This is a genomic window from Rhizobium sp. GW821-FHT14E12, assembly GCF_058803745.1.
On the sequence record NZ_JBXAPH010000005.1, the window covers coordinates 254,698 to 273,921 of the forward strand.

Annotated in this window: 19 protein-coding genes; 12 read left to right on the forward strand and 7 right to left on the reverse strand. The window is 61.3% G+C overall.

Annotated elements, in window-relative coordinates; genetic code table 11:
• Positions 1-52: 52 nt before the first annotated feature.
• A complete protein-coding gene (locus AC1RO0_RS20615) occupies positions 53-778 on the reverse strand; it encodes a GntR family transcriptional regulator (protein ID WP_498594654.1) in 726 nt (241 codons plus the stop codon).
• Between the two features lie 145 nt (positions 779-923).
• On the reverse strand, positions 924-1,781 hold the full coding sequence (locus AC1RO0_RS20620; RefSeq protein WP_498594655.1) for a LysR family transcriptional regulator: 858 nt from the start codon (positions 1,779-1,781) through the stop codon (positions 924-926).
• A 107-nt stretch (positions 1,782-1,888) separates the two neighbouring features.
• Here AC1RO0_RS20620 and AC1RO0_RS20625 point away from each other — a divergent pair, with 107 nt between their 5' ends.
• Positions 1,889-2,317, forward strand: a complete 429-nt coding sequence (locus AC1RO0_RS20625; RefSeq protein ID WP_498594656.1) for a VOC family protein — start codon at positions 1,889-1,891, stop codon at positions 2,315-2,317.
• A gap of 1 nt (position 2,318) precedes the next feature.
• On the opposite strand, the gene AC1RO0_RS20630 is transcribed toward AC1RO0_RS20625, so the two are convergent.
• Positions 2,319-3,737 carry an aminotransferase-like domain-containing protein gene (locus AC1RO0_RS20630; protein WP_498594657.1) on the reverse strand — a complete coding sequence of 473 codons (1,419 nt, stop codon included), beginning with the start codon at positions 3,735-3,737 and terminating at the stop codon, positions 2,319-2,321.
• 108 nt (positions 3,738-3,845) lie between these two features.
• Between AC1RO0_RS20630 and AC1RO0_RS20635 the strand changes: the two genes are divergently transcribed.
• From AC1RO0_RS20635 to AC1RO0_RS20650, 4 genes are all read left to right on the forward strand, one after another.
• A complete protein-coding gene (locus tag AC1RO0_RS20635; RefSeq protein WP_498594658.1) occupies positions 3,846-4,709 on the forward strand; it encodes a DMT family transporter in 864 nt (287 codons plus the stop codon).
• A gap of 84 nt (positions 4,710-4,793) precedes the next feature.
• On the forward strand, positions 4,794-5,258 hold the full coding sequence (locus tag AC1RO0_RS20640) for a nuclear transport factor 2 family protein (RefSeq protein ID WP_498594659.1): 465 nt from the start codon (positions 4,794-4,796) through the stop codon (positions 5,256-5,258).
• Positions 5,259-5,266: 8 nt separating this feature from the next.
• Positions 5,267-5,842, forward strand: coding sequence for a TetR/AcrR family transcriptional regulator (locus AC1RO0_RS20645; RefSeq protein ID WP_498594660.1), 576 nt, complete (start codon positions 5,267-5,269; stop codon positions 5,840-5,842).
• 128 nt (positions 5,843-5,970) lie between these two features.
• Entirely contained in the window at positions 5,971-7,296 is a 1,326-nt protein-coding gene (locus AC1RO0_RS20650; protein ID WP_498594661.1) for a glucoamylase family protein, read from the forward strand.
• 8 nt (positions 7,297-7,304) lie between these two features.
• On the opposite strand, the gene AC1RO0_RS20655 is transcribed toward AC1RO0_RS20650, so the two are convergent.
• Complete coding sequence (locus AC1RO0_RS20655; RefSeq protein ID WP_498594662.1) at positions 7,305-7,748, reverse strand: MarR family winged helix-turn-helix transcriptional regulator; 444 nt, start codon at positions 7,746-7,748, stop codon at positions 7,305-7,307.
• A 151-nt stretch (positions 7,749-7,899) separates the two neighbouring features.
• Between AC1RO0_RS20655 and AC1RO0_RS20660 the strand changes: the two genes are divergently transcribed.
• On the forward strand, positions 7,900-8,658 hold the full coding sequence (locus AC1RO0_RS20660) for an alpha/beta fold hydrolase (protein WP_498594663.1): 759 nt from the start codon (positions 7,900-7,902) through the stop codon (positions 8,656-8,658).
• An 88-nt stretch (positions 8,659-8,746) separates the two neighbouring features.
• Here the strand turns inward: AC1RO0_RS20660 and AC1RO0_RS20665 are convergent, their stop codons facing one another.
• A complete protein-coding gene (locus tag AC1RO0_RS20665) occupies positions 8,747-9,736 on the reverse strand; it encodes an Ldh family oxidoreductase (RefSeq protein WP_498594664.1) in 990 nt (329 codons plus the stop codon).
• A gap of 254 nt (positions 9,737-9,990) precedes the next feature.
• Between AC1RO0_RS20665 and AC1RO0_RS20670 the strand changes: the two genes are divergently transcribed.
• Both AC1RO0_RS20670 and AC1RO0_RS20675 read left to right on the forward strand, forming a co-directional pair.
• A complete protein-coding gene (locus AC1RO0_RS20670) occupies positions 9,991-10,227 on the forward strand; it encodes an Lrp/AsnC ligand binding domain-containing protein (RefSeq protein ID WP_039974084.1) in 237 nt (78 codons plus the stop codon).
• Positions 10,228-10,419: 192 nt separating this feature from the next.
• Entirely contained in the window at positions 10,420-11,622 is a 1,203-nt protein-coding gene (locus AC1RO0_RS20675) for a glycosyltransferase family 4 protein (protein WP_498594665.1), read from the forward strand.
• Here the strand turns inward: AC1RO0_RS20675 and AC1RO0_RS20680 are convergent.
• Complete coding sequence (locus tag AC1RO0_RS20680) at positions 11,589-12,443, reverse strand: glycosyltransferase family 2 protein (RefSeq protein ID WP_498594666.1); 855 nt, start codon at positions 12,441-12,443, stop codon at positions 11,589-11,591. The genes AC1RO0_RS20675 and AC1RO0_RS20680 overlap by 34 nt on opposite strands.
• Positions 12,444-12,631: 188 nt before the next feature.
• On the opposite strand from AC1RO0_RS20680, the gene AC1RO0_RS20685 reads away from it, so the two are divergent.
• Both AC1RO0_RS20685 and AC1RO0_RS20690 read left to right on the forward strand, forming a co-directional pair.
• Positions 12,632-14,146, forward strand: coding sequence for a lipopolysaccharide biosynthesis protein (locus AC1RO0_RS20685; protein WP_498594667.1), 1,515 nt, complete (start codon positions 12,632-12,634; stop codon positions 14,144-14,146).
• A 10-nt stretch (positions 14,147-14,156) separates the two neighbouring features.
• Positions 14,157-15,947, forward strand: coding sequence for an alpha/beta hydrolase (locus AC1RO0_RS20690; protein ID WP_498594668.1), 1,791 nt, complete (start codon positions 14,157-14,159; stop codon positions 15,945-15,947).
• A gap of 211 nt (positions 15,948-16,158) precedes the next feature.
• On the opposite strand, the gene AC1RO0_RS20695 is transcribed toward AC1RO0_RS20690, so the two are convergent.
• Positions 16,159-16,815, reverse strand: coding sequence for a DUF3800 domain-containing protein (locus AC1RO0_RS20695; RefSeq protein ID WP_498594669.1), 657 nt, complete (start codon positions 16,813-16,815; stop codon positions 16,159-16,161).
• A gap of 309 nt (positions 16,816-17,124) precedes the next feature.
• Between AC1RO0_RS20695 and AC1RO0_RS20700 the strand changes: the two genes are divergently transcribed.
• Together AC1RO0_RS20700 and AC1RO0_RS20705 are read left to right on the forward strand one after the other, a co-directional pair.
• Positions 17,125-17,793 carry a response regulator gene (locus AC1RO0_RS20700; RefSeq protein WP_498594730.1) on the forward strand — a complete coding sequence of 223 codons (669 nt, stop codon included), beginning with the start codon at positions 17,125-17,127 and terminating at the stop codon, positions 17,791-17,793.
• Positions 17,783-19,198: a sensor histidine kinase gene (locus AC1RO0_RS20705; protein ID WP_498594670.1), complete on the forward strand. Its 1,416-nt coding sequence runs from the start codon at positions 17,783-17,785 to the stop codon at positions 19,196-19,198. Before AC1RO0_RS20700 ends, AC1RO0_RS20705 begins: the two co-directional genes overlap by 11 nt.
• Positions 19,199-19,224 lie beyond the last annotated feature (26 nt).

Genomic DNA, 19,224 nt, shown 5'->3' on the forward strand with positions numbered 1-19,224 from the left:
TCCTCCCCGCGCCTTATCCCAGCGCGCCAGTTCATTTCCTAAAAGTTACGGATCAGCGTATGTCGACGTGATAGCGGAAGCGGTCGGCTGGACCGCGTGAACGCCGCCATTCAATGGGTCGCCGCTCCAGATCGAAGGCAACGCGCTCGATGACGACCAGAGGCGATCCCGGCTCCAGCCCCAGCAGGCGCGCCTGAAGCGGCGGTGCGATCTCGACGGTCAGCGTTTCCTCCGCCGATACGACCACCTGCTCGCAACGTTCCTCATAAAGCGGATAGAGAAGATCGCCGAATTCGGACGTATCGATCGTCAGCAGCGCTTCGAAGCGCGACCTCTCCAGCCAGATTTCCTCGGCCAGCAGCGGAACGCCGCCGATGAGGCGAAGACGCGAGAGGGAAATGACCGGATCTCCCTCGCGCAGGCGCAGCGCCGAGGCGACGGCCGAGGGCGCTGCGATGCTTTCGCGCCGAAGAATGCGGCTCTCGGGCACGCGACGCTCTCCACTCTCCGTCTGGAAACGGAAAAAGCGGAAGAGCGAGGAATTGAAGCGGGCACGCCGCACATAGGTGCCGCGTCCCTGGTGGCGCTCGACGACGCCATCGGCCACGAGTTGGTCGATCGCCTTGCGGACGGTGCCGACGGCAACGCCGTAGGTCGCCGAGAGCTCCGCCTCGGACGGAATCGATTCGCCAGGTCGCCATTCCTGACGATTGATCCTCGCGGCGAGGTCGTCGCGCAGGCGTTGATAGCGGGGAAGTCTGTCATCTAAAGAGGTCATACAGTCATATAGATGACTAAATGATATATTGTCAATTCGGTGGCGTGAGCGCTGGATATGACGAATCGAACGAAACCCGCAATCGGTCGTCTCCCCGATGCCGAAACGCAGGGAGCAGCTTGAAAATAGCTCTATGTGAAAAGCGTCAGGACACGGCTGCGGTCAAACAATCGCCGAGATGCGCGCTCACCGGCCGATCCGCCTGCGGCTTCAATATGCCGATCTCCCGGTAAAAGGTCCTGTCGGCCAGCGACACCACGCGGACCGACGGCGGAAGAGGCAAATTCCCCTCGGTCATCGGCAACAGTGCCACACCAAGTCCCTGTCCAACCAAGGCCACCATCGCGGATATGTCATCGATCTCCACCGATTCCCTGGCAGTGACCGACAAGGACCGCAGGAACCGATCGACCTGCCTGCCGCCGAACGAGCTGCGCTCATAGCGAATGAACGATTGCTCCTGCAGCAGGGCCAGCCAGTCGTTACCCTCAACATGGCTGGGGACCGCCAGCACATAGGGCTCGCGCATCAAAGGCTGCCACGCAAAATCCTTCGGTATGCCGAAAGAGGGTTTGATGATGACGGCAAGGTCCAATTCGCCCGCATCGAGCAGATCGAGCAAGTGAAGGGAAATCCCCGGCACGATATGGATATGATGTTTCGGAAATCGATTGCGAAACGGCACAAGTGCGCGGGCAAGAACCGTGGACTGGACGGAGGCGATGGCGCCAATGTTGAGGCGCCCGCCGCTATCCTCATCCGCAGGATCGGCGATCGCCTCGAATTTCGCGATGATGTCCTTCGCCCGCTCAAGCGTTCTCAGCCCGGCAGCATTCAACGTTGCCGAGCGGCCTGTTCTCTCGAACAGCTGGACGCCGAGATTTTCTTCCAGCCGCTTCATCTGGCCGCTGACCGCCGCCTGCGTCAGCCCGATCCGATCGCCGGCGGCGGCAAAGGTTCCGAAGCGGGCAACCGCCACCAGCGTTTTGAGTTCCGGAATCACGATTGATAATTTTTCCTGTTTCTCAGGCTCATTATATATCGTTTTTCATAAGAAATAGCATCTCTTATAGATCGCGGCATTGAATTTCACCGCTATGGAGATGAACGATGACCGCAACGCCCCTTCACCCCTTCCATCTTGCCTTCCCCGTCAACGACCTCGCGGCCGCGCGTACCTTCTATGGCGGCCTTCTCGGCTGCTCGGAGGGCCGAAGCTCTCCCGACTGGATCGATTTCAACTTTTATGGTCATCAGGTCGTCGCCCACCTGGCCCCTCAGGAGACCGGCGAAGTCGCTGCAAACGCCGTCGACGGTCATGGCGTTCCGGTCCGCCATTTCGGCGTGGTTCTGTCGATGGAAGAGTGGGAAGCAGCGGCGGAGAGGCTGACCAAGGCGAATATCGAATTCGTCATCAAGCCCTATATCCGTTTCCGGGGTGAACCCGGCGAACAGGCGACCATGTTCTTCAAGGATCCAAGTGGCAACGCCGTCGAATTGAAGGCCTTTGCCGACATCAACAGCCTGTTTGCCAAATAAGCTAAGCGCGCCGACGCAACGTCCGCATCGCCGCCGCCAGCACATCGAAAATCCTTGGGTCGGTGGATTGCGCGACGTTGAAACGCAGGAAGCTGCCGGCCGTGTCCATCAGGCTGAAGGCATTGCCGGGGGCGAGGATGACGCCCTCGGCAAGGCAGGCGCGGGCGATATCGGCCGCTTCGATCCCCTCCGGCAGCCGGCACCAGAGGAACATGCCCGCCTGCGGCTTCAGCCAGGGGGTAATGCCGATCGCCTCCAGGCGCGCGGCAGTCTCACCCATCGTCTTGGCAAGCCGGGTCCGGAGCGCCTCCATATGCTTGCGGTAACTGCCATCCTTCAATGCCGAAAACAAAAGTTCCGCCGAAAGCTGGCCGCTGCTGAAACTGGTGGCCACCTTCAGGTCGACCAGGCCATCGATCCAGTCCGGCCGCGCGGCGATGAAGCCGCAGCGCACCGAGGCCGACAGGGTCTTGGAGAAGCTGCCGATGTGGATCACCCGGTCGAGCCCGTCATAGGCGGCAAGCCGCGGCCCCGGCGTTTGCTCGAAATCGGCGAAGATATCGTCCTCGACGATGATCAGGTCGGAAGCATCCGCCAGCTTCAGCAGGCGATGCGCCGTCACCGGCGACAAGATCGCGCCCGTCGGATTGTGAACGGCGGAATTGGTGATGTAGAGGCGTGGCCTGTGCTTTTCGAGCACCTCGCCGAACAGCGCGATATCCGGCCCTGTCGGCGTGAAGGGCACGCCGACGACATTGGCCCGGTGGGCGCGCAGCAGGGCATGGAAATTGAAATAGCAGGGATCATCGACCAGCACGGTATCGCCGGGCTCGAGCAGGAAGCGGCAGATGAGATCGATCGCCTGCGTGCCGGACTCCGTCAGCATGATCTGATCGGGCGACGCGGCAATGCCGTGTTCGGCCATGCGCCGTGCCAGAAGCTGCCGCAAGGGTGGCAAACCGAGCTGCGTTCCGTAGTCGGTGAGAACTCCGCCTTCCGTGCGCGCCAGGCCGCGCATCGCGCGGCGCAGCGCTGTCTGCGGCATCCAGGAAGGCGGAAGCCAGCCGCAGCCGGGCTTCAGCACATCCTCGCCCACCTCCAGCGATTGTCGCGAAATCCAGAGCGGATCGACATCCCGGTCAAGCCGGGGGCCGATCTCGGACAGGGAAAGCGGCGCAAGCGGCCCGCAGACATAGAAGCCGGAACCGGGCCGCGAGCGGATCACGCCCTCGGCCGCCAGCCGCTCATAGGCCTCGACTACGGTGGAAACCGACACCTGCATGGTCTTGGCGAAGCTGCGCACAGAAGGCAGCCGGGCACCGGGCGGGAGGCTGCGCGCGGCGATCCGCTCCGAAATCGCCGCCATCACGCCCTCGATGCGCGTGACGCCGCTCCCGTTTGCCGCAATTAAGCCGTTCATCCGTACCACACCTCATACCATAACAGTTCATATGAATTGTACTGCACCGTCTCTGGAATAGCCAGCCAACTTCGCCGATATCGCGGACGACAAACCAGGAGCATGAACATGGACAAGACGACGAGTGGCTGGATCTATGGACTGACGGGCGTACTGATCTTCAGCGCCTCGCTGCCGGCAACCCGGGTGGCGGTGATGGATTTCGATCCCGTCTTCCTGACGGTCGCCCGCGCCGCAATCGCCGGGATACTGGCGCTCTTCCTGCTGTTCGCCTTTCGGGAAAAGCGGCCCGTTCGGAGCGACATCGTTCCCCTGATCATCGTCGCAATCGGCTGCGTCGTCGGCTTTCCGTTGCTGACAGCCTTGGCGCTCAAGCATGTCACCTCGGCCCACTCGATCGTCTTCATCGGATTGCTGCCGCTGGCAACCGCCATCTTCGGCGTCTTGCGCGGCGGCGAGCGGCCACGGCTGGCCTTCTGGATATTTTCGGTGATTGGCAGCGCCATCGTCTGCGGCTATGCACTCGCGCAGGGCATCTCCGCCTCACCGGTCGGCGACCTGCTGATGCTTGCGGCAATCCTGGTCTGCGGTCTCGGCTATGCCGAAGGCGCGGTGCTGTCGCGCCGGCTGGGCGGCTGGCAGGTGATTTGCTGGGCGCTGGTGCTTTCGCTGCCGGCCATGATCGCGCTTTCTCTCTTCACCATGCCGCAGACCATCGACAATATCGGCGAGCCGGCCTGGATCGGCCTGATCTACGTCTCGCTCTTCAGCATGCTGATCGGTTTCATCTTCTGGTATCGCGGGCTGGCACAGGGCGGCATCGCCGCCGTCGGACAATTGCAGCTCCTCCAGCCGTTCTTCGGCCTGGCACTCGCCGCCACGCTGCTGAAGGAAAGCGTCAGCTGGACCATGTTTGCGGTAACCCTTGGCGTCGTCGCCTGTGTGGTGGGCGCGAAGAAGTTCGCGCGATAGCCCACGCCGAAAAGCGTAAAGACGGCCTTGCTCGAAATAGACTGATCGGTTTATTATAAACTGATCAGTAAAAAGGAGCAGACCATGGCCACTCCACTCATACCGCCATTTACCCGCGAAACCGCCATCGCCAAGGTCCGCATGGCCGAGGATGGCTGGAACAGCCGCGATCCGGAGCGCGTCTCGAAGGTCTATACCGAAGACAGCCAATGGCGGAACCGCGCCGAGTTTCCGCGCGGCCGCAAGGAGATCGTCGAATTCCTCACCCGCAAATGGGCGCGAGAAATCGACTATCGGCTGATCAAGGAATTATGGGCCTTCGACGGCAACCGGATCGCCGTGCGTTTTGCTTATGAATGGCACGACGACAGCGGCCACTGGTTTCGCTCCTATGGCAATGAGAATTGGGAGTTCGACGCCGACGGCCTGATGCAGCGCCGCTTCGCTTCGATCAACGACATGCCGATCAAGGAAGAGGACCGGAAATTCCACTGGCCGCTCGGCCGCCGTCCCGACGATCATCCCGGCCTGTCCGATCTCGGCCTCTGAGACGGATCATGGCACGCACTGTCTTTGAAAAATCGGACGCCATAGCCCTGGTCGCCGAGGTCTTTCGAGAGTTCGGCTATGAGGGCGCGTCGATGAGCAGCATCACCGCCCGCACCGGACTGTCGAAAGGCAGCCTCTACCACTTTTTTCCGGGCGGCAAGGAAGAGATGGCGGCAGAAATCATGGCCAATATCGATGCCTGGTTCGTTATGCAAATGTTCAGGCCGCTCGAGGAGGATGAACCTCACGCCGCCATTGCCCTGATGTGGGAGACCACCAACACCTATTTCCGCTCCGGCCGCCGCATCTGCCTCATCGGCGCTTTCGCGCTCGACGAAACACGCGACCGTTTCGCGGGCGCCATCCAGAGCTATTTCAAACGCTGGATCGAGGCGCTCGCCGGCGCCTTGATGAGGGCCGGCGTCGGGGCGGCGGAAGCACAGGAGCTTGCCGAGGAGGCCGTTGTCGGCATTCAGGGCGCGCTGATGCTGGCAAGAGCCCTGGGGGATGATACGATTTTCGGACGAGCACTGGGAAGATTGAGGGAACGACTGATGGAGCCTCTCGGAAGGGGAGGCTCGTAAATCGGCAAAGAAGCCACAATCTTAAACAATCTTCCACAAAAGCGTGGCAGCATTAATCATCTTTGATTTGCAACTGTCCAAGCTCCTGTGCTCAGCAGAAAACGGGAGCGCCGAGGAGATGGATAGAGATGCTGCAACAGACAAACGACACCGACGATGCGCTGATCGACCGACTGCAACGGTCGGCCTTCGACTATTTCATGCTGCACACCAACCCGGAAAACGGGCTGGTGGCGGATACTTCGATCAAGACCAGCCACTGCAGCATTGCCGCCGTCGGCTTTGCGCTGTCGAGCTATCCGGTTGCCGTCGAGCGTGGCTGGATCAGCCGCGCGGATGCGGCAAAGCGGGTGCTGACCGCGCTCAATTTCTTTGCCGATAGCCAGCAGGGTGACGAGCGCGGGGCCACCGGCCATCGCGGCTTCTACTATCACTTCCTCTACATGGAGACCGGCAACCGCGCCTGGAACAGCGAGCTGTCGACCATCGACACCGGCCTGTTGCTGCTCGGCGTCCTGACAGCCGCCGCCTATTTCAACGGTTCCAGCCAGGCCGAGAAGGATATTCGCGCCCAGGCGACATTCCTCTATGAACGTTGCGACTGGCACTGGGCGCTGAACAAGGGCCAGACAATCAGCATGGGCTGGAAGCCGAGCAGCGGTTTCCTGCGCTGGCGCTACCAGGGTTATGACGAGGCGATCTTCCTTTATGTGCTGGCGCTGGCGTCACCCACGCATCCCATCCCCTCGTCCAGCTACGACGCCTTCGCCTCGACCTATACGTGGATGATGTTCAAGGACACGCCGTTTCTCTATGCCGGGCCGCTGTTCATCCATCTGTTCTCGCATGCTTGGATCGATTTTCGCGGGATCAGCGACCGGCATGTTGCCGAGAAGGAAATCGACTATTTCCGCAACACGCAGACGGCGATCGCCGTCCAGCGCGATTACACCGACCGCAATCCCGGTCACTTCGTCGGCTATGCCAAGGACATTTGGGGCCTGTCGGCCTGCGACGGACCGAACCCGACCGGCACCAAGCATAGCCGGCGCTACAGCCCGAAAGTTCTGGGCTATGCCGCGCGCGGTGCGCCGCTCGGTCCCGATGACGGCACGATCGCGCCCTGGGGACCGCTCTCCTGCCTGCCCTTCGACCGCCAGGCGGCGCTCGACGGCACCAAGGCGCTCCTATCAACCTATCCGAACCTGCTCCTGGACGGCCGCTTCCCCGGCGGCTTCAATCCGAGCGTCAAGGGATCTGGCCCGGAAGGCTGGGTCGACGACCGCTCGGTCGCCATCGACCAGGGCCTGCTCGTGATGATGATCGAGAACGAACGTACGGGCATGATCTGGAACCTGATGCGCCAATCGCCGATCCTGCGCCGCGGCCTCGACCGCGCCGGCTTCACCGGCGGCTGGCTGGACGAAAAACAGGCAAAGCCCGCGATCGCTTGACGGCGCAGTTAAAGCTCCGCCTTGGTCATCCCGTCCCGTAGCATCTGGACCTTGTGATTGAGATCGATCATCTCCGGCACTGTGAAACCGGAGCGGCGGAGCAGCGTTTCCGTGAGGCAACCTGTCTTTGCGTGAAGCTCGGCTCCTTTCGGGGTCAAATACACCTGAACCTGTCTTTCATCCGTAGCACTGCGCTGGCGTGTTACAAACCCGGCGCTTTCCAGCCGCTTGACCGCAGGCGTGATCGTGCTTGGCTCCAGGGCCAGCCGATCGGCAATGGCCGAGATGGTCAGGCCGTCGGTCTCCCAAAGCGTGCTCAGCACCAGATATTGCGTATAGGTAACCCCGAGCTCATCGAGCATCGGCTTGTAGACGCGATGGATGGCGATCGACGTTGCGTAGATAGAGAAACAGAGTTGGCTGTCGAGCGGTAGTGTCGGGGCATCGGTCATCGTCATCTCCTAGATTCGGCTTAGTTCATAATCATTGCCACAAAAAATGATATCGCGATAAACAAATCGCTTTACAAGGCCCGAAACGCGGCGTACTAAAATGATTATCGCGATAATAATTATCGCTATTAACAACCAAGGAGACAAGCACATGACCAACACCCTGATCGTCGCCGCCACGCTCGCCATGGCCGCAACCGCCCTCAATCCCGTCCACGCTGCACCGGCTGGTGCCAAGAACGTCGTCCTTGTCCATGGCGCCTTTGCCGATGGCTCCGGCTGGAAAGGCGTCTACGATATTTTGAAGAAGGACGGTTACAATGTCAGCATCGTCCAGAACCCCACCACCTCGCTTGCCGATGACGTGGCCGTCACCAAGCGGACCATTGCCCAGCAGGATGGCCCCGTGGTCCTGGTCGGTCATTCCTACGGCGGCGTCGTCGTCAGCGAAGCCGGCACCGACGAGAAGGTGAAGGCCGTCGTCTACATCGCCGCATTCGCAGCCGACAAAGGTGAGTCCGTATCGTCGCTGATCGCCAACCCACCCGCCGGCGCACCCGTACCGCCGATCCTGCCGCCGGTTGACGGCTACCTGTTCCTCGACAAGGCCAAATTTGCAGCCGCTTTCGCCGCCGATGTCGATGCCGCAACCGCCTCATTCATGGCCGACTCGCAGGTTCCGTGGGGTGTGGAGGCCTTGGCCGGCGCAGTGACTGATCCCGCCTGGAAGAGCAAGCCGAGCTACTATCTGGTCGCAACCGACGACCACATGATCCCGCCGCCGGCACAACGCATGATGGCCAAGCGCGCCGGATCGACTGTCGTGGAAACGGCTGGCAGCCACGCCGTCTACGTTTCCAAGCCGGACGTCGTTGCCGCCCTCATCGAGCAGGCAGCAACCGCCAAGTAAATGCCAGGTGAGTATCCAATTCTTTCCGATACCGGAGCGTCTCAAGCGTTCCGGTATTGTCTTGTCCTGACGACCGCCGTCGAGCGCTTCAAAGCCCCTTAATCATCGCTATCACATCGTCCTCGACGGAAATCCCGTTCAGCATCGCTTCGCGTCGCGCCGTCTGGCCACGTCGGCCGGGCAGGCGAACATTGGGATCGCTGGTAATCTCGCCTGCCAGCAATGCCAGCCGGTTCGCGGTGCCGGCGGCGCTCATCGCGGCCGGATTGATGGCGATGATCGTGTGGCCAAGCGCCGGCGGCGGGCCTTGGTCGTCGAACAGCGACGACGCTTCGAATGCGTAATTGGCGCCGGTCAGGCCGGCCGACAGGATCTCCACCATCAACGCCAGCGCCGCGCCCTTCGCCTCACCGGCGGGGATCATCGTGCCGGCCAGCGCCTCCTCCGCATCGGTGGTCGGCTTGCCGTTGCGGTCGAAGGCCCAGTCGTCCGGGATCGGCGCACCCTTCTGCCGCGCGGCCATCACCTTGCCGCGCGCCACCCTCGATAGCGCGAGATCGATGACGATGGGATCGGCATCCGGCAAAGGCGCGGCAAAGGCGATGGGGTTGGTACCGAAGACCGGCGTCTTGCCGCCCCAGGGCGCCATCGAGGCCGGTGCATTGGCAACCATCAGCGCCACCAGCCCCTGATCGGCAAAGCGCTCCACCGTCAGCCCCATCACGCCGGCATGATGCGAGCGGCTGATGGCGGCAAGCGCGATCCCCTGTTCGCGGGCAACGGCAGAAAGCTCGGCAACCGCGAGATCGAGCGCTGGATAGGCATAGCCGTTGCCGGCATCGATGCGCAGTACAGCAGGATAAGGCCGCGTCAGTTGCGGCTTGGCGAAACCATCAGTCTTGCCGGCCTTCGCCTGTGAAGCATAGGCCGGCACGCGGCGCAGGCCATGACCACCCTGCCCGGCGGCTTCCGCCGCAACAATCGCGATGGCGACCGTGCGGGCATTCTCCGGGCTGACCCGATTTCGCATCAACGCCTCCACAACCAGCGTTTCGGCTTCGGCGAGCGACAGATGCATGATGAGAGACCTTGGAATGAATGAGGAGAGCAAGATATTCCTACGCCCTGATCTTTCCTATCGCAATGCAACAATGACTTGCTTCGCCGCACGCGACGACGAACCTGCCGGCTGACGCTCCCGCCCGACTAGGGAAATCATAAGAACGACATCCGGTGGACAGAGAAAAACTTGCATGGCCATGACGCTTTCGACCATTATAGAGCAAAGCGTCGGCTATAATCGCGGCCGCGAACAGAAGCAGGATAAGCCTCATGAAGCCCATTTTCGTTCAGCTCCAATGCGCCCCCGGCAAGACCTACGAGGTCGCCGACGCCATCTACCAGACGGAGCTGGTCTCGGAGCTCTATTCCACCAGCGGCGACTACGACCTGCTGCTGAAGGTCTACATCAAGGACGAGCAGGAGATCGGCAAGTTCATCAACGACAACATCGCCAATATCCCCGGCATCGTCCGCTCGCTGACGACGCTGACATTCAGGGCGTTTTGAGAAGACGGCTGGATCAACACCCGCAGCCCCCCCCGATATTAACCCTCTTGCCCGAAACCGCTTGGCTTTTCGCCTGTAGTTAAGCTCTTTTTAACCGTCCGCTGAGCAGCCTTGTCCGCTGATCAACGGATGGCGCTTTCGTGCGCCTGATCGCCGCGGTGGTGCGCGGCCCAAGGATCGAGGGCGGGATCGATGACATCGGCAATTTCGGATATTCAGGCACAGAAGCCGGGCGGGCCGCTGATCGTGCATGTCGTGCGCCAGTTCCTGCCCAACAAGGGCGGATTGGAAGATGTGGTTGCCAATCTCTGCCGGCAGTTGATCAGCCGCGGCTACCGCGTTCGCGTCGTGACCTGCAACAGCCTGTTTTCCGATCCGGCCCGTGAGCTGGCACCGAGCGAAATCATCGACGGTATCGAGATCGTCCGCATCCCCTGGTCCGGCTCCAGCCGCTACCCGGTGGCACCAAAGGTGTTCAAGCATATCGCCGACGCCGATCTCGTCCATGTCCATGCCGTCGATTTCTTCTTTGACGCGCTCGCCTGGGGCAAGCTGTTGCATGGCCGCCCGATGGTCGCCACCACCCATGGCGGCTTCTTCCACACGACGAAATTCGCAGCCATCAAGAAGCTCTGGTTCAACACCGCGACACGGCTCTCGGCGCTTGCCTATGCCGAGCTGATCTGTTGCAGCCAGTCGGACGAACGGCTGTTTTCCAGCATTGCGGGACGTCGTGTCCGCCTGATCGAGAACGGCGCCGATGTCGCCAAATTCGCCAATTGCGCGGCACTTGAAGCCCGCCGCCGCATCGTCACCATCGGCCGCTTCTCGGTCAACAAGCGGCTCGACCGCATGCTCGACGTCATGAGGGTGCTGGCCGACCGCGATCCGGACTGGCACCTCGACATCATCGGCGCAGTCTCCGATCTCGACCAGCCGACGCTGGAAAAGGAAATCGCCGACCGTGATCTCGGCCACCATGTCTCACTGCATGTATCGATCGACAACGGCGCCATCCGCAACATCATCGCCCGCGCCTCGCTTTTCGCATCCGCCTCGGAATATGAAGGCTTCGGCCTGGTGGCGATCGAGGCGATGAGCGCCGGCCTGCTGCCGGTGCTACACACCAACGACGCCTATGTCGCGCTGGCCAAGACCCATCCGACGCTGATGCTCTCCGACTTCTCGGATCCGCAAGCGGCTGCCGATACACTGACCACCGCTTTCGAGCGCCTTGAGACGGATGGCCTCGACTTACGCGAGGAGCTGATCCGCGACGCCCGCGCCTATGCGTGGGACGAGGTGGCCGAACGTTATATCGATGCCTATGCCGAGGCGATGACCCCGAAGGGCGAACGACATCAGCCGTTGCGCCAGCGCGGCCAGGTGGCATAGCCCTCGAGAATGCCCATGAGCCAGGCGCGCTTGTAACGCGCAGCATCCGCGTTGAACCGGACGAGCGCGGCCAGCCAGCCGCCGACGGGCCGCAAGAGGCGATAGCCGACATAGACGAGCGGAAAACGCTGCTTGCGCATCAGCGCCCCGAAACCGCGCCCATATTTGCGCGCCCGCTCGACCTGGCGCGGACCATATTCGTCGGTGACCTGATCGTGGTGGACGATCAACTCCGGAAAGAACCTCAGCCGCTTGCCCGCCGCCAGCGCACGCAGCAGAAAATCCGCCTCCTCGCCGCTCTGGAACGGCGTATCCGAGCCGACACCGAGGTTTTCGTCGAAGCCGCCGATATCGGCCAACGCCGCACGGCGGACGAAGATACCGTTGGAATTGCCGCACTTCAGATAATTCCAGCGCGTCACCGCGAGCGGGACCTCGCCCGTCGGGCTGACGGAGGCCAGGCCGCCAGCGTCAAGCGTGCGACCGGTGACGATGGTAAGCTCCGGATGCGCAACGAATAGCCGTTCGGCCATCTCCAGCGTATCCGGCTCGTACCAGCAGTCATCATCGGGAAAGCAGACATAGTCGCCGCCTGCGGCCGCCATGCCATTGTTGCGCGCCCGCGAAAGCCCCTTGAGGGAGCGGATATGCCGGATGGTGAAAAGGGGCGAAAACCGCCCGACCAGCTGGGATAGTCTGTCGTCCGGATTCTGGTCGACGACAACGACCTCGAAATCCCGATATCGCTGACTGCTCAGCGACAGGAACAACCGTTCCAGCTGGTCGAAGCGATCGATCGTACAGACGATGAGGCTGAACAACGAAGTTCCTCTAGACAAGCGGCAAAGCAGCCAATATCAGGAAAATTGAATATTAGCTGAAGTAAAAACAAAATTTACATTAGGAATAGACGGTAAATATTAAGGCATATGAAATAGAGCAGAGGCTATTTCCATGAAGAGCCGGATAGTCTCGGCCACTTTCTGCGACTATGAGAACGGTAATCTTCATGACGAAGAGCATCATGGCGAATTCGGCGTTGAACGCGGCGGCGGGACTGACCCTGCTCGCGACCGGCTTTGCCTGTTCGATCGTCGCCGCCCGCCTGCTCGGCCCCGAGGCCAACGGCATCATCGCTTTTTCGCTGTGGCTGACGACGACGGGCGCGCTCATCGCCGAACTCGGCGCCGGCGTTACGCTGTTGCGTGTCCTGCCGCAGTTGAAGGGACGGGGTTATTCGACAGAGGAACGACTGGGCTTTGCCGCCTATCTCCTGCAGCCGACGATCCTCGCAACCGTAATTCTGCTCGTCGGTTACACGGCCTATTACTGGGATACGGAGCGGTTGCATTGGGCCGGCGACGCATCCGCCGTGATCGCCATCACCGGCGCGTTTTTCGTCCTGCAATCGCTCGGCGCCTATAGCAAGAACTACCTGATCGGCGAACAGCAGCTCGGTACGTTCCTGCGCATCACCCTGACAAGCTCGGCGCTACAGCTTGTCACCGTGCTCCTAGGCGCCATCTTCTTCGGTATCAGCGGCGCACTTGCCGGCTATGCCATCGGCCAGCTGCCGATGTTCTTCGCGACCCTCAAGATCGCCATCGCGCGCCGCAACAGCTGTGGCGTCGGCCTTAGTGCTCTCGTCAGCTCCTCGCTCATTCTCTCGATCGAACTCATCAACAGCTCGATCTTCCTCAACCGCATCGAGCTGCTTTTCCTGCAGCATTACTGGGGTATCGAAGCGGTCGGCTTTTATGCCGTCGGCCTGTCGCTCGCCAATCTCGCGCTCCAGCTCCCGGTGCAGCTGAGCGGCAGCCTGTTGCCCTATTATTCCGAACAGATGCACGCGCAGCCATCCGGAAAGCTGCCGGTCCGCGTCTTCGAGGGCGTAGCCCGCAGTATTGCCTATATCACCTTGCCGATGAGCTTCGGCCTCGCGGCGATCGCGCCCGAGCTGGTGGTGACCATCTTCGGCAAGCCATTCGGCCCGAGCGGCGGCATGGTGGCGCTCTTGTCGCTGACCGCAGCACCTTACGTCTTCATGCAGATCTGCACGCAATATCTCTATTCCATCGACCGCACGCGCGAACGCACGATCATCGGCGGCGTCGCCAGTGTCATCATGGTCGTCGGCTGCCTGATCGCCGTGCCGCTCTATGGCGGCGAGGGTGCCGCCCTGGTGCGGCTTTTGGCCTTCACCGCCATGTGCCTGCTGATGGTGCGTCTCATGGAATTCGAGGGCTCGATGCGCGGCATGTTCGTCAGCCTCGCCAAGGTCACCGCCGCCGCCATGCTTTGCGCCGCTGCCGCCTATGGCTTCCTGCATGTCCTGCCGGGCATTCCGGGCCTTGCCGGCGCTATCATCGCCGGCGCGCTGGTCTACGGGTTGGCACTGCGGCTTCTGAATGCCGTGCCACCGGAAGATATCGCCGTTATGCAGCAGATCGCCGCGCGCCTGCCACGGCGCGCCCATCCGATTGCCGTTCACGCACTGGCGCTGCTCGCGCCGCGCCGAATGTGAGGAGACGATCATGGCTGGTTGGGGAGCCGCCGAATACGTGGATACAGTCAAAGAGATCACGGCCGCCGCCGTACCGGTAACCTTCGCCGGCACCGTCGGCCTGTTCGTGCCCGCGGCCGCGCCGCCAAGCCGCACCGCCGTCCTGTTCCTCAGCCCCTGGGGCTTCGAGGAAATGTGCACCCGCAAATTCTGGCGCATTCTCGCCGAGGATTTTGCCAAAGCCGGTATCGCCAGCCTGCGCTTCGACTATGCCGGAACGGGTGACGCGCTCGACGTTGCCGATCAGGGGCAAGGATTGGCACTCTGGGAGGATACCGCAATCGCCGCCGCCGCTACGCTGCGGTCGCTGTCGGGTTGCGAGCGGCTTATCCTAGTGAGCCAGGGGCTCGGAAGCACCATCGCCCTTGATATTGCAGAACGGCTTGCCACTGTCGACGGCATCGCCCTGCTCGCGCCGACGATTTCCGGACGCGCCTATCTGCGCGAATTGACCATCTGGTCGAAGATGATCGACGAAAGCATGGGGCTCGACGAGACACAGCGCCAGACCGAGGGCGTCACCGTCGCCAGCCTGCGCATGCCGGACGCCATTGCCGCCAGGGTCAAAACACTCAACCTGATGGCGCTCGACCATGTCAGCACGCCGGACTGTCTTGTCCTGACCCGACCCGGCCGGCCGGGCGATGCCGACTTCGCCGCCCATCTCGAAACTCTCGGTCCGCGCGTCGAACAAGCCGCCTATGACGGCTATGACGAGCTGGTGTCGAACCCGACCATCGCCGCCATGCCACTCGACGCCGGCCGCAGAATTCTGGATTGGGTGCAGTCGATCGCGACGAAGCCGGTCGCGACATCACGCAAGATTCTCCACGCGCCGCGCGCCGATGGGCTTGAAAGCGACGGTTTCCGCGAGACGCCGCTCCGCTTCGGCGAGGGTGACCGCCTCTTCGGCATTCTCTGCGAACCCATGGGCGAGCGGACGGGCGCAACCGCACTGCTCCTAACCACGGCCTATGATCGGCATGCCGGCTGGGGCCGGACATCGGTCGCCATGGCGCGGGCGCTTGCCCGCGACGGCATCGCCTCGCTGCGCTTCGACACCGCCAATGTCGCCGACAGCCCGCCTTTGCCCGATGCTCCGGAACAGGTGCTCTATTCCCGCGACCAGCATCGGGATGTCCGCTCCGCGCTCGACCTGCTGGAAGCCAGAAAGCTGCTGCCGGCCTTTACCGTCGGCCGTTGCAGCGGCGGCTATCTCGCCTTCCAGACCGCAATCAGCGACGACAGATGCCACGGCCTGATCACCGTCAACCCCTACGCCTTCTTCTGGGATGAAACCCAATCGGTCGACGAAGCCCTGCGCTTCGTGCCGCGCTCGCTTGAGACCTACGGCCAGAAATTCCTGCAGCTGGAGACACTGAAGCGGCTCTATGGCGGCCAGATCGACGCCAAAAGTGCCGCGCGCAACATCGTCACGGCCTTGGCACGGCGCGCCGTCCGGCTCGGCCGCCCCCTGCTCGGCGTCCTTCCCTTCTTCGCCGGCGAGCACGAAATCGTCATGGGTGGTTTCCGCACGCTCGCCAAGCGTCGGGTCGACATATCGCTGATCTACAGCGCCCATGATATCGGCCTCGATCATTTCCACGAGCACTTCGGCGAGGACGCCTCAGCACTCAGGAATTTCCCCGACATCCGCCTCACCATCATCCCCGGCGCCGACCACAATCTGACGCCGCCCTATGCGCGCAAGGTATATCTGCGGGAGGTGAGAGAGATGGGATTGAGGCTGGGCAGGCGGTGAAGCCCATCTCGCCATTGGCGGGTGAGGAAGCGACTAAAAAGAAGCCATAGAAACCAATATGTTGAGTCGTCGATTCGCATACAACAACATGATTCTATTGACTCTTTTCATTGGGTGACGTACAGTTTCCCAGTAGCCTTTGCTTGGTGAAGCGGCCCCTGGGCCTCCTCTGAGATAGCCAAGACGAGCCGGTTAGGCGGGCTACCTTTTTTCAGTAGTGGAGCGTTGTTCCGCGCTGCCAAATATCATATTCATAGGTTATACGCGACTTTATCAAATCGTATGATCTGGTATCGCCGATTTCCCATTTTCGCTGAATCGCCCAAGCGCAATAATCAGCAATTTGCAGCCAGCAATCCGCCATAGCTGGCCTGAAATCAACACACCAAGTGGAACCCGTGATATTCTGCTTCGCCACATCATTTAGCCCAGTCAGATACATATTACGTTCTTTTCTGGTGCCAATTGATGCCGCTGTAACAATTAAATGCGAGTTGGCAGGGACATGTGGCGCAAGACCATGCTTTAGATGGAAGAACCAAGGGACTTTGTAAAATCTGGCCTTCGACACTGTGACTTGGGGCTGCGCCTTTGCCTTCTCGCAAACTGTCGCTTGAATCTCCCATTCATGCTTCAATATTGAAGCGTAAACGCGATCTCGCACTACCTGTTTGTCAGTAGTGGCGTGGAAATAATCACCAAGTTCTATCTTCTCATTTACAAGGTCGTGTCTCAAATCATGTAGCGCATGCCCTGCATCAAGATTTGAAGTGCTAACAGTACATATAATAAAATATTTGCTGACATTCGGATTCCGATTGAATGTCATGCATCCTGCTTCATCAGAATATAGATAACGCTTTTTCATGAACGGCTTCGAATGACATAATAAAGAGAGAAATTTGGTGTACAAATTTCGCAACCGATCTCCGAACTTGAGATGTCCATGGAGCGAAGCGATTCAAAAAGCATCTGGAATATTTCCAGAGCAGATCCTTGCTGAAAATTCAATATAGCGATCTCCCCCAGTAAACTTGTAAAAAAAGCCGCGAGTCGGGCTAATTTGTCAAACATAATATCACCGTTGAGTTTTGTTCTACTCAATTGCACGGGGCAGAATAGACTTAAAACAACTGAAAACACTCGCAGAATCCGACACTTGCTGTATACTCGCTGGATGAGGCTCCTGATCGTCGAAGACAACCGCGAACTGGCGTCCTGGCTCGGCAAGGCGCTGCGTCAGGCGCAATATGCCGTCGATATCGCCCATGACGGCGAGGACGCCGAGCATATGCTGAAAGTCGCGGCCTACGCGGTCGTCATCCTTGATCTGTCCCTGCCGAAAATCGACGGACTGACGCTCTTGAAACGGTTGCGCCAGGCCGGCAACAAGGTGCCGGTCATCATCCTCACGGCCAATGCCAGCCTGGACGGGCGCATCACCGGGCTCGACAGCGGCGCCGACGATTACCTCGCCAAACCCTTCGAAATCGCCGAACTGGAAGCCCGCATCCGCGCCGCCGTCCGCCGCGGTCATGATCGCGCCGCACCTGAAATCGCCGTCGGCGACCTGGTGTTCGACTGCGGCACAAGGCAATTCTCTCTCGGCGGCGAAACCCTGGCGCTGACGCCGCGCGAACATGCCGTGCTCGAACATCTGGTCATGAAGGTCGGCACGACGGTGACCAAGACCGCGCTATCGGAAAGTGTCTTCGGCTTCGACGATCTCGCCGATACCAGCGCCATCGAAATCTACGTGCACCGGGTTCGCAAGAAGCTTGAAGGCAGCGCCGTGCAGATCGCCACGCTGCGCGGCCTCGGTTATCTCCTTCGCCATGCGCAGTGACGAAAGCCTCCCGCAGGAAAGACGCCTCGGCCGCGCCATAGCGGGGCTGACCGCCAGCCTGCGGGCGCAACTGTTCGCCTGGGTGGTGCTGACACTGATCGGAGCGATCTGCGTCAATCTCTATCTCAGCTACCGGTCGGCCAATGCCACCGCCGATCTCGTGATCGACCACACCCTGCTCGCCTCGGCCCGCGTCATCGCCGAGGCCGTGCATGTCGACCCCAGCGGTACCGTCCAGCTCGACATTCCGCCCGCGGCCCTCGAAATGTTCGATACAGGCAACGGCGATCGCGTCTTTTACCAGGTGATCACCGCCTGGGGGAACCTCATCGCCGGCTATCCCGACCTGCCGCAACCGAAAAGGCAGCAGACCGGCGAAGACACGGTGTTTCGCACCGACGATGTACGGCTGATGCTTTTGAATCACCCGATCGTCGGGCTCGGTGAGGACAGCACAATCTCGGTCACCGTCGCCGTCACCCATCACAGCCAGTACGCCATGCGCCGCAAGCTGTGGCTATCGGATTTCACCAAGCAGCTCGTGCTGGTGCTGATCGCCGGTCTGGTGACGATCATCGGCCTGCAACGGGGTCTGGCGCCGGTGCTGCGGCTGCGCGACGCCGTGCGCGAACGCGGTCGCGAGCGGCTGGACCCGCTGGAACCAGACATGGTGCAGAGCGAGCTACGGCCGCTGGTCCACGCCCTCAACGATCATATGGAGCGGGTCCAGAACCAGATGGCGGCGCAACGCCGCTTCGTCTCGAACGCCGCCCATCAGCTGCGCACACCGCTGGCGCTGATCTCGACGCAGGCAAGCGTTGCGGCGCGCGAGAGCGACAATGCCAAGCGCGACGAGGCCTTGCAGGCGCTGCGCTCCAGCACCAAGCAGGTGACCCGGCTGGCAAGTCAGCTTCTCACTTTGTCGCGGGCCGAACCGGGCAGCCGCAGGCCGCGCAGCGATACGATCGAGCTGACCGCCACTGCCCGGCGCGTGTTGGAAAACCTCGCCGAGGAAGCGCTGCGGCACAATATCGATCTCGGACTGGAAGCCGACAGCGCACCGATCCATGTCGAAGGTGATGGCATGATGCTGCGCGAAATGCTGGTCAATCTCGTCGACAATGCGCTGCGCTACACCCCGGCGAACGGCCGGGTCACGGTCGGCGTCGCCCGCGATGGCGACGACGCCGTGTTGACGGTGGAAGACAATGGCCCCGGCATTCCGGAGGCCGAGCGCGCCCAGGTGTTCGAGCGCTTCTATCGCATCATCGGCACGGAACCGGAGGGCAGCGGCCTCGGACTTGCGATCGTCCGCGAGGTGGTGGACGGCGCCGGCGGCACAGTCACGCTTGGCGACGCGGCCGAGGGCGGCTTTCTGGTGACCGTAAGGCTGCCGGCGGTCTGATTGGTTCCAAACCACCGGCAACCGGA

What these genes read in the sequence shown, in the direction of transcription:
- AC1RO0_RS20700 (WP_498594730.1), top strand. Translation starts at nt 17,125, where the DNA reads ATGAGGCTCCTGATCGTCGAAGACAACCGCGAACTGGCGTCCTGGCTC.
- AC1RO0_RS20685 (WP_498594667.1), top strand. Translation starts at nt 12,632, where the DNA reads ATGACGAAGAGCATCATGGCGAATTCGGCGTTGAACGCGGCGGCGGGA.
- AC1RO0_RS20660 (WP_498594663.1), top strand. Translation starts at nt 7,900, where the DNA reads ATGACCAACACCCTGATCGTCGCCGCCACGCTCGCCATGGCCGCAACC.
- AC1RO0_RS20695 (WP_498594669.1), bottom strand. Translation starts at nt 16,815, where the DNA reads ATGAAAAAGCGTTATCTATATTCTGATGAAGCAGGATGCATGACATTC.
- AC1RO0_RS20670 (WP_039974084.1), top strand. Translation starts at nt 9,991, where the DNA reads ATGAAGCCCATTTTCGTTCAGCTCCAATGCGCCCCCGGCAAGACCTAC.
- AC1RO0_RS20690 (WP_498594668.1), top strand. Translation starts at nt 14,157, where the DNA reads ATGGCTGGTTGGGGAGCCGCCGAATACGTGGATACAGTCAAAGAGATC.
- AC1RO0_RS20635 (WP_498594658.1), top strand. Translation starts at nt 3,846, where the DNA reads ATGGACAAGACGACGAGTGGCTGGATCTATGGACTGACGGGCGTACTG.
- AC1RO0_RS20645 (WP_498594660.1), top strand. Translation starts at nt 5,267, where the DNA reads ATGGCACGCACTGTCTTTGAAAAATCGGACGCCATAGCCCTGGTCGCC.
- AC1RO0_RS20675 (WP_498594665.1), top strand. Translation starts at nt 10,420, where the DNA reads ATGACATCGGCAATTTCGGATATTCAGGCACAGAAGCCGGGCGGGCCG.
- AC1RO0_RS20640 (WP_498594659.1), top strand. Translation starts at nt 4,794, where the DNA reads ATGGCCACTCCACTCATACCGCCATTTACCCGCGAAACCGCCATCGCC.
- AC1RO0_RS20625 (WP_498594656.1), top strand. Translation starts at nt 1,889, where the DNA reads ATGACCGCAACGCCCCTTCACCCCTTCCATCTTGCCTTCCCCGTCAAC.
- AC1RO0_RS20630 (WP_498594657.1), bottom strand. Translation starts at nt 3,737, where the DNA reads ATGAACGGCTTAATTGCGGCAAACGGGAGCGGCGTCACGCGCATCGAG.
- AC1RO0_RS20665 (WP_498594664.1), bottom strand. Translation starts at nt 9,736, where the DNA reads ATGCATCTGTCGCTCGCCGAAGCCGAAACGCTGGTTGTGGAGGCGTTG.
- AC1RO0_RS20705 (WP_498594670.1), top strand. Translation starts at nt 17,783, where the DNA reads ATGCGCAGTGACGAAAGCCTCCCGCAGGAAAGACGCCTCGGCCGCGCC.
- AC1RO0_RS20655 (WP_498594662.1), bottom strand. Translation starts at nt 7,748, where the DNA reads ATGACCGATGCCCCGACACTACCGCTCGACAGCCAACTCTGTTTCTCT.
- AC1RO0_RS20650 (WP_498594661.1), top strand. Translation starts at nt 5,971, where the DNA reads ATGCTGCAACAGACAAACGACACCGACGATGCGCTGATCGACCGACTG.
- AC1RO0_RS20615 (WP_498594654.1), bottom strand. Translation starts at nt 778, where the DNA reads ATGACCTCTTTAGATGACAGACTTCCCCGCTATCAACGCCTGCGCGAC.